Annotated in this window: 10 protein-coding genes; 5 read left to right on the forward strand and 5 right to left on the reverse strand. The window is 63.6% G+C overall.

Annotated features, from left to right (window positions below; all coding sequences use genetic code 11):
• Nucleotides 1-36 precede the first annotated feature (36 nt).
• Nucleotides 37-3,243, reverse strand: coding sequence for a 4Fe-4S double cluster binding domain-containing protein (locus B5M07_RS03500; RefSeq protein ID WP_120350237.1), 3,207 nt, complete (start codon nucleotides 3,241-3,243; stop codon nucleotides 37-39).
• 122 nt (nucleotides 3,244-3,365) lie between these two features.
• Here B5M07_RS03500 and B5M07_RS03505 point away from each other — a divergent pair, with 122 nt between their 5' ends.
• The 5 genes from B5M07_RS03505 (at nucleotide 3,366) to B5M07_RS03525 (ending at nucleotide 8,710) form a co-directional block, all read left to right on the forward strand.
• Nucleotides 3,366-4,385, forward strand: a complete 1,020-nt coding sequence (locus tag B5M07_RS03505; RefSeq protein ID WP_120350238.1) for an ABC transporter substrate-binding protein — start codon at nucleotides 3,366-3,368, stop codon at nucleotides 4,383-4,385.
• A 176-nt stretch (nucleotides 4,386-4,561) separates the two neighbouring features.
• Nucleotides 4,562-5,821: a cation:proton antiporter gene (locus B5M07_RS03510; protein ID WP_120350239.1), complete on the forward strand. Its 1,260-nt coding sequence runs from the start codon at nucleotides 4,562-4,564 to the stop codon at nucleotides 5,819-5,821.
• 81 nt (nucleotides 5,822-5,902) lie between these two features.
• Nucleotides 5,903-6,670, forward strand: a complete 768-nt coding sequence (locus B5M07_RS03515; RefSeq protein ID WP_120350240.1) for an ABC transporter ATP-binding protein — start codon at nucleotides 5,903-5,905, stop codon at nucleotides 6,668-6,670.
• Entirely contained in the window at nucleotides 6,663-7,469 is an 807-nt protein-coding gene (locus B5M07_RS03520) for an ABC transporter permease (protein ID WP_205570898.1), read from the forward strand. The genes B5M07_RS03515 and B5M07_RS03520 overlap by 8 nt, the downstream gene beginning before the upstream one ends.
• 326 nt (nucleotides 7,470-7,795) lie before the next feature.
• A complete protein-coding gene (locus tag B5M07_RS03525) occupies nucleotides 7,796-8,710 on the forward strand; it encodes a D-amino acid aminotransferase (RefSeq protein ID WP_120350241.1) in 915 nt (304 codons plus the stop codon).
• A 42-nt stretch (nucleotides 8,711-8,752) separates the two neighbouring features.
• On the opposite strand, the gene B5M07_RS03530 is transcribed toward B5M07_RS03525, so the two are convergent.
• Genes B5M07_RS03530 through B5M07_RS03545 form a run of 4 tightly spaced genes read right to left on the reverse strand, consistent with a single transcriptional unit; the run spans nucleotide 8,753 to nucleotide 11,501 of the window.
• Nucleotides 8,753-10,162 (reverse strand): PepSY-associated TM helix domain-containing protein, encoded by a 1,410-nt coding sequence (locus B5M07_RS03530; RefSeq protein ID WP_120350242.1) that lies wholly within the window; start codon nucleotides 10,160-10,162, stop codon nucleotides 8,753-8,755.
• A gap of 40 nt (nucleotides 10,163-10,202) precedes the next feature.
• Nucleotides 10,203-10,577 carry a hypothetical protein gene (locus B5M07_RS03535; protein WP_120350243.1) on the reverse strand — a complete coding sequence of 125 codons (375 nt, stop codon included), beginning with the start codon at nucleotides 10,575-10,577 and terminating at the stop codon, nucleotides 10,203-10,205.
• An 18-nt stretch (nucleotides 10,578-10,595) separates the two neighbouring features.
• The gene (locus B5M07_RS03540; RefSeq protein ID WP_120350244.1) at nucleotides 10,596-11,087 is read right to left on the reverse strand and encodes a copper chaperone PCu(A)C; all 492 of its coding nucleotides are present in this window, start codon (nucleotides 11,085-11,087) and stop codon (nucleotides 10,596-10,598) included.
• A gap of 42 nt (nucleotides 11,088-11,129) precedes the next feature.
• Entirely contained in the window at nucleotides 11,130-11,501 is a 372-nt protein-coding gene (locus tag B5M07_RS03545; RefSeq protein WP_120350245.1) for a hypothetical protein, read from the reverse strand.
• Between the last annotated feature and the right edge of the window lie 73 nt (nucleotides 11,502-11,574).

Genomic DNA, 11,574 nt, shown 5'->3' on the forward strand with positions numbered 1-11,574 from the left:
CTTCTCTTAACGGCTGCGCGCTTTTTGCGAAAGGGGTTAGAGGTCGAGTTCCAGCACGCCGCCTGCCTCTGCCGCGCGTGACTGGCAGAGGATGATCGCGCCTTCGCGCTGCTTGGCCGAAAGCACGAAATCACGATGTTCGACCGCGCCGCCGCGCAGGCCGCATTTACAGACGCCGCAGATGCCATCGCTGCATTTCAGATCCACCGGCACCCCTGCCGCGATCAGCGCGTCGGCGGCGGTTTCTTCGGCTGAGACGGCGATCTCGCGGCCTGAGGTGAGTTTTAGCGTGAAGGGGTGATTGACGTAATCTGGCACCTCGGGGGTTGAGAAATATTCCAGATGCCGCGCGTCTTCGGGGATGCCCGCGGCCTCGGCGGCGGCCATGACCGACTGCATGTAGGCATCCGCGCCGCAGGTGTAGACATGGGTGCCCGGCGCGCTGCGTTCCATGATGGCGGGCAGGTCGGCGCGGGTGCTTTCAGATGAGATATGCAGGTGTACACGGTCGGCCCAAGGGGCCTGCGCCAGTTCCTCGGCAAAGGCCGCCGCTTCGCGGTCAGAGGCCGAGTAGTGCAGGTCAAAGGGTCGCCCAAGGGCGTGCAGCCGGTGCGCAAAAGCGATCATCGGCGTGATGCCGATGCCGCCGCCCATGAGCAGGCTATGCGGCGCGTCCTCGACCATTTCAAAATGGTTGACCGGCTTGCCGACAAAGATGCGTCGCCCCTTGGTGAAAACCCGGTGGAGCAGGGCTGATCCGCCCCGGCCTGCATCTTCGCGCAGCACCGCGATGCGGTAGCGTTTGCGGTCGGACGGGTCGCCCAGCAGCGAATAGGGGCGCAGGAATTCCGGCGCGACGACCAGATCAAGATGCGCGCCAGCGGACCATGCGGGCAGGTCATGGCCTTCGGGGTGGGCAATGTCATAAAGGGCGGTGGTCGCGTTCAGACGGATCACCTCGGTGATCCGCAGGTCGAGCACGGGGGTGTCGCTGCCGACCTTGTAGAGATGCAAGTGATCGGTATCGCCAGCGGCCGTTTTGCGGCGGTGTTCATCCGCGCTCAGCAGCGCGGCATGGGCGGCGATCCCGGCCTCGCGGTTCATCGGGTCGGGGTAGGGCCATGGGTGCGGGGCCAGTGGGGCGGGGTAGACGGCGAGGGTTTGATCCTCGAATTTGAGGTCCAGATCGGGTTGCAGATCACGGGCGTTCACCGGCTGGGCAGGCGTGTCGAACTGGCCCGAGGGTTTGCGTTCGATGTCCCACCACCACTTTTTCACCGGGTTCAGGCGGCCCTTGCCGACCTTGTCGTCCAGCTTGGCCAGCAGCGGTGCGGCGGCGGGGATGTTGGAGGCGGCCCAGCGGAAGGGGGCCTCGGCGAAGAGTCCTTCAAGGTTCCATGGGCAGGTCTTCATGCAACGCCCGCACATTGCGCCGCCTTGGTTGGTGATCCGGTAGGTGGCGCATTTTTGGCTGTCGGATTTCCAGATTTCATAGCCGTTGAACATCTTCTTCGGCCCGGCGGTGATCGCCCCCGAGGGGCATTCGCGGGCGCATTTATTGCAGGCTTCGCAGAACTTTTGCAGGCCAAAGTCGATGGGCTTGTCGTGGGTGACCGGCAGGGTGGTCGTGACCACGCCGGATTTCAGGCGCGGGCCGAGGAAGGGGTTCAGGATCACCTCGCCGATGCGAGAGACTTCGCCCAGCCCCGCGAGCAACAAGAGCGGCGGTTGCAGCACATCGCCATCCATCACCGTATGCGCTTTGGCGGAATGGCCGAGGTTGCGCAGATGCTGGGCCATCACGCCACCCAGCATAGAAAACCGCAGATAGGCCCGCATGGATTGCGACACGGCGATCCAATCGTCGCCCGAAGACCCCTCCATCGTGTCAAAGCCTTGGTCGATGATGAGGCTCAGCGCTTGGTCATGCGGCGGGGTGATCGGGGTGCCGGTGGCGTCATGGCTGTACCACGTCCAATCGGGGCAGGCCGAGAGACCCGCAGCATCGGCCCCCAGAAAATAGCTTGCCGCCTTGAGGTTGGCGGCATTGCGGGCGCTGTCTGTCATCGCAGGGGCGGCATCGTTCACCGGTCCGTTTTGCAGCAAGATCAGCGCGCCCAGCAGACGGCGCTGCGCGGCGGAGGGGGCGGATTTCACTACATGGTGCCCGCCTTTCATGGCGTTCTGCACCTTCGGCCCCATGTCGCCGAACTGCCCGCGTGCGAAAAGATCGCCGCGTTTCGGCACGCGCGGCACGTTCGGCGCGTCGATGTAGGTGGTCGGCTCATCCACCCGTTTCAGCGTCTCAAATGGATGCGGCCCTGCGGCATAGTCGCGCCGCGCGTAAGGATCGACATCGCGGGCGCTGACGCCGCCATGGGTGCCCAACTGCCAATGCGGGCCTTTGAGTACAGACCACGGCTGATCGGCCAGCGGAACAAGCGGCATATCGGGCGCGAGGTCCATGTCGGTGGTCACCACCGCCAGCCCGAAACGCGCGCCGATCCACGGGGCTTGCAGTGTGTTGTCTTCCCAAACCGCCAACCCCGCCGCCACGGCCATTGGGCCGAGGTTCACATCGGCGGTGGTGCCTGAATGCACCTTGGCGGCGAAACCCAATTGGCGGATGTATTCGGCCAGCACGGTGGCGTTCTCGGTCCCGCGTAGGCAGGCGCGCTCGGCTTGGGCGTCCATGATCCAATCGCTGCCCAATTCATCCTCGCGCGGATCGCGGGGATAGGCGGTGAGGACCACCAGCGCGTGGCTGTGAGTATCGATCGAGGTCTCGGGCGCGTCCACCGCGTCGCGCAGGTTCGCCATGATGACATCGACCCCGGCAGCGAGCGTCTTGGTCTGGCGGCTACGCAGTCCTTCAGCCAATTGCGCGGTGCCTTCGCTGCGCCGGGGCGTGGCAAGATGCGCCTCGTCCGGCAGGGAGCAGACGCCCATCATCGAGGCATCGTTGTAATAACCAAATGATTTGAGGTGATTGGCCCGTTCCACCGGGCTTTCGGGGATCACCGCGCCCGCCGTGTTGACCGGCCCGTCGCGCAGCACGTCCATCATCGCTTGGAAGGGGGCCATGGCGTTGCAGATGCTCTGGGGCGTCTCGGGCCGCTCAAAACGCAGCACCGGCATGGGCGCATCCGGCAGTTGGTCATGGGGTGCATGCAACCGGCGCAGCCGCTCCAGCGGAAAGGGGCCGAGGTGCATGGGGCGGGACTTGGATGAAAAGAGCTTCATGGCAAATCGATGCCATGCTTTGAAATGAGATGCCAGTCCTGGTTGTGGCCGCTGCGGGCGCTCTCGCTTGACTTTCGGTCTGGCCGCCGACCATGCTGCGGCAAAATTGGAGGAGTGAGATTATGACCCTGTTCAACCGCCGTCAGGCCATCGCAACTTTGGGCGCTGCAACCGCCGTGGGGCTGGCGGCACCGGCACTGGCGCAGAACCGCAAGATCACCGTGGGCGCGCTGCGTTTCACCAGCCACGCGGGCAGCTTTGTCGGCTTTGAGCGGGACTATTTCCAAGAGGCCGGTCTGGACGTTGAACTGCGCTTTTTCGAGGCCGCGCAGCCGATGGCCGTGGCGATTGCCAGCGGCGATGTGGACTATGCGATCACCGCGATCTCGGGCGGCTTGGTGTCGCTGGCGCAAAAGGGCGCGGTCAAGGTGATCGGCGGCGGCCTGCAAGAAGAGCCGGGCATCGACGGGCAGAAGTTCCTCGTTTCTGATGCGGCCTATCAGGCGGGCATCACCGAACCCAGCATGCTGGATGGCAAAAGCTTTGGCATGACGCAGGCCGGGTCGTCCTTTCACTACATGGGCGCCAAAATGGCCGAGGCTGAGGGGATCAGCCTCAAGTTCAAGCCGCTGCAAAAAGTCGGCGCGGTGATCGGTGCGCTGAAGTCGGGCCAGATCGATGCGTGGTCGATCGTGCCGCATATTGCCAAGCCGCTGGCGGGATCGGGTGCCGTTCATATCATCGGCGATGTGGCGACCTATCTGCCGGATTATCAGGTGACGACAGTCTTTACCTCGACCAAGAACGCCAGTGACGAACAGGAAATGACTAAGAATTTCCTTGCGGGCTATTCCAAAGGTGTCGCCGATTATAACGCCGCGATGATCGCCAAGGACAGCGGCGATGCGGGCGTCGATGAGATGGTCGATCTGATCCATAAATATGTCTACACCGACCGCCCGCGCGACAAGGCGGCGCCCTCGATCATCAACGGCACCATGCGGTTGAACGAAGGTGCCAAGCTGAACGTGGCTTCGGTGCGTGACCAGTTGGAGTGGTTCCAGTCCGAAGGGCTGGTCGATGCCGACATCACGCTAGAGACGCTGATCGACACCTCTTATGTCGAGACGATGGGCAGCTAAGCGCGTTGCTTGCGTGATATGATCGCTTTGAATGGCGCGTCCCCCACGGGCGCGCCTTTACCTTTTGCTCCCGCAGGGTGGCATTTCCGGCAGGCATCACTGGCAATGCAGAGGCGCCAAGATACCTTTGGTGCTGATGCGGGGCCAAGCCCCTGACCATAAAACGGGAATGTGCAGTGAGCGACGGCAGTTTTTTCGCCCTGAACGGCTATCATTTCGCCTTGGGGGCCGTCGGCGCCGTGGTGATCCTTGCCCATTGGCTGCCCCGCTTTTTCAGTCGGCGAGAGCCTGCCGCCTCGGGGCTGTTGATCCTTTTGGGCATGGGCGTTTTCGCCCTTGTTCCCGGCATGCCGAGTTTCCCCGACCCGCGCGCCACCCCCTTTCCATGGGAAATCGTGTCGGAGCTTTGCGTGATCGTCGCGCTCTTCGCGACGGGGCTGCGGATCGACAGGCTTTCTGATTGGTCCCGCTGGGGGCCAACGGCGCGGTTGTTGGCGCTGACCATGCCGCTGACGATCCTGTCGGTCGCAGTGATGGGCTGGGCCTTTGCCGGGATGACTGCAGCCGGGGCGATTTTGCTGGGCGCGGTGATGGCACCCACCGATCCGGTTTTGGCCGCTGACGTGCAGGTTGGCCCGCCGCAGGAAGGGGGCGAACATCCGGTGCGTTTTGCCCTGACCACAGAGGCGGCGCTGAACGATGGTTTGGCCTTTCCCTTCGTCTACCTTGGTATTCTGGTCGCGGCCGAAGGCTTGGCCCCGGCGACTTGGGGCGTGGAGTGGCTGGCGCGAGACGTCTTTTGGCGCATCTCTGTCGGCACCGTGATGGGCGCGGCGGGCGGTTGGGCCTTGGGGCAGGTGTTGTTCGCCGTGCCGCGCAAGGCGGTTCTGGCCGAGACATCTTCGGGCGTGGTGGCCTTGGCGGGGGTGCTCTTGTGCTATGGCACGACGGAGCTTGCCGAAGGCTATGGTTTCATCGCCGTGGCGGTGGCCGGTCTGGTGATCCGGCGGGTTGAGGCGGACCACGAATTCCACCGTCGTTTGCATGATTTCACCGCCGCCGTTGAGCACGCGCTGACGGCGCTTTTGCTGGTGGCGATTGGTGCGGTGTTGCCCGCCTTGCTGAGCGATCTGACCCTGTCGGGCGCGGTGATCGTGCTGGCGCTGATCTTTGTCGTGCGCCCCTTGGCGGGGTGGCTATCCCTTTTGGGAACGTCGCTCGAGACGCGCCCCCGCTGGGTTGTGGCGCTTTATGGGATCCGGGGGATCGGGTCGATCTACTACCTTGCCTATGCGGCGGGGAAGGTCGAGTTTCTGGACGAAGAGCCGCTTTGGGCGATGGTGGGTTTTGCGATCCTCGTGTCGACCTTGGTGCATGGTTTTACCGCCGGGATCGCGGTGGACGGCCTGAGCCGCAAAGAGGGTGAGCAGCCCTAAGCGCGCCACCGGCGCAGGGCGGTTGCGCCGGGACGCGGATCGCACATTGCGCGCGGGGCGTTTTTGCCGGAAAAGGGCGGCATGGACCTCAAGCTTTCCTCCGTCAGCCATTATTATGGCGATACCCAAGTGCTGCGTGACATCACGCTCGATATTCCTTCTGGCCAGATCGTTTGCATCGTCGGCCCCTCCGGCTGTGGCAAATCCACCCTGCTGCGCATGCTCGGCGGGTTGGAGCGGCCCAGCGAAGGCCGCGTGCTGCAAATGGGCGATGCGCCTGAGGGCTGTCTGAACCCGCTCACTTATATTTTCCAAGATTTCGCGCTGCTGCCGTGGCGCACGGTGCGGGGCAATGTGGCGCTGGTGCTTGAGGATCACGGGCTGGGCAAGGCGCAGCGTGAGGCGATCATCGCCGATGTGTTGGCGCGGACCAAATTGACCGATTTCTCCGATGCGCTGCCCAAACAGCTTTCGGGCGGCATGAAGCAGCGCGTGGCGATTGCCCGTGCGCTGGCGGTGAACCCGGCGGTGATGCTGATGGACGAGCCGCTGAGCGCGCTCGACAGCCAGACCCGCGAGCTTTTGATGGACGACCTTGTGGCGCTCTGGACGCGGCAGCCGTTCACGGCGGTCTATGTGACCCACAACCTCGCTGAAGCGGTGCGGTTGGGGCATAAGATCGTCGTGCTCTCGCGCCGTCCGGGTGAATTGCGCGAGGTGGTGAACCTAGACATACCGCTGGCCGAGCGGCGCCATGGCGACCCGGCGTTGGAGGCGCAGCAACAGCACCTATGGGGGCTGATGCGCGATGAGGCCGCGGCGGCGGATGCGGAGTTGATCGATGGCTGAAATAACGGATGTGAATGCCCGCGAAGTCACCTTTCGCGGCGGTGGCTTCCAGCCCGGCACGCGGCGGGGCGTGGGGCTTGCGGTTTTCGTGGTGCTGATCCTACTGGCGGAATGGGGCACGCGCAGCGGCTTTATCTCGGCCCTGACGTTGCCTCGGCCCAGCGATGTGCTGCTGACATTTCAAGAGCTTTATCAGTCGGGGATGTTGTTCAAACATCTCGTGCCCTCGCTGACCCGTCTGGCGGTGGGCGCGCTGATCGGCGCGTCGGTCGGGATCGGTGTTGGCATTTTGATCGGGCTGTTTTCTTTGGCCCGCGCGGGTCTGGTGCCGCTGGTGGCGGCGATTTTCCCCATTCCCAAGATCGCGCTGTTGCCGCTGTTTGTGATTTGGTTCGGCATTGATGAGGCGAGTAAGTACGCGCTGATCGCCTTTGGCACTTTCACGCCCACCGTTGTCGCCACCTATGCGGCGGTCGACAATGTGGACCGGGTGTTGATCCGCATGGGGCAGAGTTTCGGCCTTGGTTGGTGGTCGATTGTCTCGAAAATCGTGGTGCCCGGCGCGATGCCGGGGATCCTCTCGGGGCTGCGGATTTCGCTGACCATCGCGATTATTTTGTTGGTGGCTGCCGAGATGCTGGGCGCGGAATATGGAATCGGGGCGTATATTTTGCAGGCGGGGAGCCTGTATGATTTGGAGCGTCTGTTTGCGGGTGTGGTGATCCTGTCGCTGCTGGGCGTGGCGGTGTCTGCGGCTGTTGCCTTCGTGGAACGGCGCGTGCTGAGCTGGCGGGTCTGAGGGCCAGCGCCTGACCGCGGGTTGGCGATCTGACGTAAATTGGTGCCACTTTATTTCTCGGCTTTGATGTGCGGTCCGCGAGGGCACACCCAGCCTCACCAAATCGCCTACCCGGTCGCACCAAAGGTGCGCTCATATAGGCTGGCACGCCTCCGGCGTGACGGGCGGGCAGGCGATGGCCCGGCGCCTACGGCTTGTCCCGGGCCCGGGTGGTAGTCAAAACGTTGAGAGCCCGGCGCCTGCGGCTTGATTCCGGGACCGGGGTGGCAACATCGATCCATTTGCTTATCAATAGCGCCAACCGCCCTCACAAACGGACCCCTCCCATGACCGAACACACCACCACCCACGCCGCCGACGAAGACGCCCGAAACCAGGACATCAAGATCTACGTCAACGGCGACATCGTGCACCGCGACGAGGCCAAGGTCTCGGTCTATGACGCGGGCTTCATGCTGGGCGACGGCATCTGGGAAGGCATGCGCCTCTATAACGGGACATGGGCGTTCTTCGACGAGCATATGGACCGCTTCTTTAATTCCTGCAAAGCAATCTCGCTCGACGTGGGCCTGGACAAAGACGGCATCGCCGAGGCGCTGCGCCGCACGGCAGAGGCGAACGACATGCACAGTGACGTGCACTGCCGCCTAATGCTCACGCGGGGGATCAAGGATAAACCCTTCCAGCACCCCTCGCTCAGCACCACCGGGCCGACGCTGGTGATCATCATGGAGCATTCCAAACCCGTGGATCGCCTGCAATCTGCGGGCATTCGTTTGGCGAGCGTCCCGCAGGTGCGCGGGCTGCCACATAGCCAAGACCCCAAGCTTAACAGTCATTCCAAGCTGAACTGCATCATCGCCTGCCTTCAGGCCGAGGAAGTGGGCGCGGATGAGGCGCTGATGCTCGACCCGCATGGTTTTGTGAACACCACCAACGCTTGCAACTTTTTCATCGTGCGGCGGGGGGAGGTTTGGACCTCGACCGGGGACTATTGCATGAACGGGGTGACGCGGCAAAAGGTGATCGACCTGTGCCATGAAAACGGCATTCCGATGCGGGAGAAGAACTTCTCGCTCTACGAAGCTTATGGCGCGGATGAAGCCTTTCTCACTGGCACCTTTGGCGCGCAGACCCCGGTGGCAGAGATTGACGGCAAGGCCATCGGCAGCGGAGAACGGCCCGTCACCAAACGCATTCAGGCGCTTTATAAAGAGCTGATCAAACAGCACACGGCCTAAGGGCCAAGCGGTGCCCGCCCCCGCGAAGGGGCGGGCGGCATTTCAGGACACCATGCGTTTCAGCACTGGCACACGGCGCAGCAACAACCAATCCAGCAGCCCGACGACCAGCAGGGTGATCCCCGCCATTGGAAAGGCCAGCGCCACGGCCAGACCGACCACAACCGCGCCTTTCCAAAGCGTCATATTGCGCGGCGGAGGCGGGGCCGCGAGCCAGCCCGCCGGGTTTGTCGGGCGGCGTTTCCACCACATCACCACGCCAGAGACGCAAAGAAAGATCACCGACAGGCAAAAGAGCGTATTGGCCATGACACTCGGCCAGCCCAAGGTGCCCATATGCAGCGCGATGCCCACGGCCATCGCCTTGCCCGCCAGCGAATAATCCGCGTAGCGCACATCGGCGAGGACCTTGCCCGTGTGCCGGTCGATATGCACCGTGCGGTCGCTGGTGGGGTCGGTCGCATCGCTGTTCATCGTATCCCGGCTTAGGGTCCAGACACCCTCTTTGCCCTGCGGCAGGTTCATCTGGTAGCGTGCGTCAAACCCGATCTGCCGCGCCAGCGCATCAATCGTGTCGAGCGTGGCAGGCGTGCCTTCGGCCAGCCCCGTAACACCGGCATCACTGCCCGAGGCGGGCATCGGGGTCTGCTCCAGCGCCCATGGCACTTCCTTGGGGCCGTGGTTCATCTTGGCGTGGATGTCATCCGACAGCGGCGCATCCCATTTCTCCGCCGGGAACTGGCTCCATGCCTGCACCATTTTCTCCCCCCAGACTCCGGCCCATGACAGGCCCGAGATGAGGAAGAAGAACAGCACGACCGAGACCCAAAGCCCGATCGCCCCATGAAGCGACCTCCACAGCGCCCGCCCACGACCGAAACGGGGCAGCAGCGCCGCCCGCCATCCGGTGCCGCGCGGCCACCAAAGGTAGAGCCCCGTCGCGATCAGCACCATCCCAAGCGAGGCGGCGATTTCGATCATGCGGTCGCCGGTGACGCCCAGCAGCAGGTTGGCGTGAATGTTGTCGGCCATGTCATACCACCCGCTGCGGCGCGGAAAGCTGGCGAGGATTTCGGCGGTATAGGGGTCGACGGTGACCATCGCCGCCACGTCATTCGCATCGACGCGAAAGATCGCGGCCAGATCACCGGCACGGGGGGCGACATATTGCACGAGGGCGCCGCCCTCGATGCTGGCCTGCGCGGCGGCGGCTTGTTCGGACACCGCAAGCGGCGCGCCCTGCGGATGCACGGCAATTCGCTCTCCGTCCCGCCCGCCGATAAAGGCGATCCAGAGCATCACAAGCCCGGTAAGGGCGAGCATGATGAAGAAGGGGATGACGTAAAGCCCGGCATAGAAATGCCAGCGCCATGCGGCGCGGTAAAAGCTGTTCGCATGCTGCGTGTTGTCGTTTTGCAGGGCTGTCGCGCCTGCAGGAGTGATGGAAACCATATGTTTGGTCCTCTGACTGAATTGATCTGTTGGATGAGGGTCAGAGAGACCGTGGCGGTGCCCGTGCGCGTTTGACGGTGGCGCGGCGCGGTATTGGCTCCGTGCTGGGAGCAGGGGGCAGCAGTGGCGCAGGATCGATGGCGGCGGCTAAGGGGGCCACCACCAGCCCCTTGCGCTGCGCGGCGAGGGGGTGCTGGTTCCAGTCGCAGGGTTTATGTTCAGGCTCAACCGGTGTGCCATCCGGCCCGACGGTCACCGTCTCCACCCCGTGACCTGTGCACAGCACCATGGTCAGCGCGCCTTGCTGGCGCTCTGGCATGGTTCCGGGCGCAAGCGTCGAGAACGCCCCAAACAACACCACCACCGCCCAAAGGCAGAGGTGTCGAAGCGGGCCGGTCAACGCCTTGCGGCGCATCCTGCGACTGGCTTGGGGTTAGTGTTTTTGCGCGTGCGCGCCGTGATCCATGGCGCCCGCATCATGCCCGCGGCGGCTTTCGACGTTGAATATCACCTCCAAGGTCCCGGCCTTTTCAAAGGTCAGGGTGGCGGGGATTTTCTCACCTTCCTCAAAAGGGTCACCGTCGAGGCCCATGAACATGATATGCAGCCCACCGGGCTTAAGCGTCACCGTCTCACCTGCAGGCAGATCGAGGCCGTCGATATGCGACATGCGCGCGACGCCCATATCATCGGTGGTCGTCTGATGGAGGGAGACTTCGTCGAAGCCCTCGGCGCTGATGCTGACGAGGCGGTCTGCGCTGTCTCCGCCATTGGTGATCGTCAGATAGCCGCCGCCGACGCGGGCGGTTTTCGGGGTTTCAAAGGCCACCGGATGATCGACGGTCAAAGCACCGGCGGTGTACTCATGCGCGGCGGCGGGCAGGGCAAGTAGGGCAGCCAAGGCTGCGGTATAGAAAGTTTTCATTGTCGTGGTCCATTGTCTGAGTATTGCGAAAGAAGCGATGGCTTAGACGAATGGCGGCCCCCGGACAGGCGGGGGCGCCCCCGCAGGGCTGCGCGGTGCGCCGAGGGCACGGGCCGCGCGCGGTTTGGCAAAACGCAGCCTCCCGCCCGGCAGCAAGACATCTGCCGGGGTCGGCAAGATCAACGCATTGACGATCCGGCAGGCTTCGCAATCCAAGGCCGCATGGTTCTGCCCCTCGAGCGTGCCGTCGCAAAGATCGCTCAGCGTGCCGCCCGCTTGGATAAAGGCGATGAAGGCCGGGTCTTGCTGTACCTGCGCGGTCGCACGATGTGCGAAGGGCAAGCTGGCAAGGGCCAGCACCAGCAAGAGGGTCAGGCTAACCCGAAGCGAGGATATGCGCGAAACGGCGGACATGCGCGCTGATACCGCGGCTGACACCGCAACGCTATAGGGCGCTTTGGTCTGCGACGTGATGTCGTAGGGGCGC

Origin of the sequence: Sulfitobacter sp. D7 (assembly GCF_003611275.1) — a bacterium.
In the GTDB taxonomy this organism is placed as follows: Bacteria; Pseudomonadota; Alphaproteobacteria; order Rhodobacterales; family Rhodobacteraceae; genus Sulfitobacter; species Sulfitobacter profundi.

What these genes read in the sequence shown, in the direction of transcription:
- B5M07_RS03500 (WP_120350237.1), bottom strand. Translation starts at nt 3,243, where the DNA reads ATGAAGCTCTTTTCATCCAAGTCCCGCCCCATGCACCTCGGCCCCTTT.
- B5M07_RS03505 (WP_120350238.1), top strand. Translation starts at nt 3,366, where the DNA reads ATGACCCTGTTCAACCGCCGTCAGGCCATCGCAACTTTGGGCGCTGCA.
- B5M07_RS03515 (WP_120350240.1), top strand. Translation starts at nt 5,903, where the DNA reads ATGGACCTCAAGCTTTCCTCCGTCAGCCATTATTATGGCGATACCCAA.
- B5M07_RS03520 (WP_205570898.1), top strand. Translation starts at nt 6,663, where the DNA reads ATGGCTGAAATAACGGATGTGAATGCCCGCGAAGTCACCTTTCGCGGC.
- B5M07_RS03525 (WP_120350241.1), top strand. Translation starts at nt 7,796, where the DNA reads ATGACCGAACACACCACCACCCACGCCGCCGACGAAGACGCCCGAAAC.
- B5M07_RS03530 (WP_120350242.1), bottom strand. Translation starts at nt 10,162, where the DNA reads ATGGTTTCCATCACTCCTGCAGGCGCGACAGCCCTGCAAAACGACAAC.
- B5M07_RS03535 (WP_120350243.1), bottom strand. Translation starts at nt 10,577, where the DNA reads ATGCGCCGCAAGGCGTTGACCGGCCCGCTTCGACACCTCTGCCTTTGG.
- B5M07_RS03540 (WP_120350244.1), bottom strand. Translation starts at nt 11,087, where the DNA reads ATGAAAACTTTCTATACCGCAGCCTTGGCTGCCCTACTTGCCCTGCCC.
- B5M07_RS03545 (WP_120350245.1), bottom strand. Translation starts at nt 11,501, where the DNA reads ATGTCCGCCGTTTCGCGCATATCCTCGCTTCGGGTTAGCCTGACCCTC.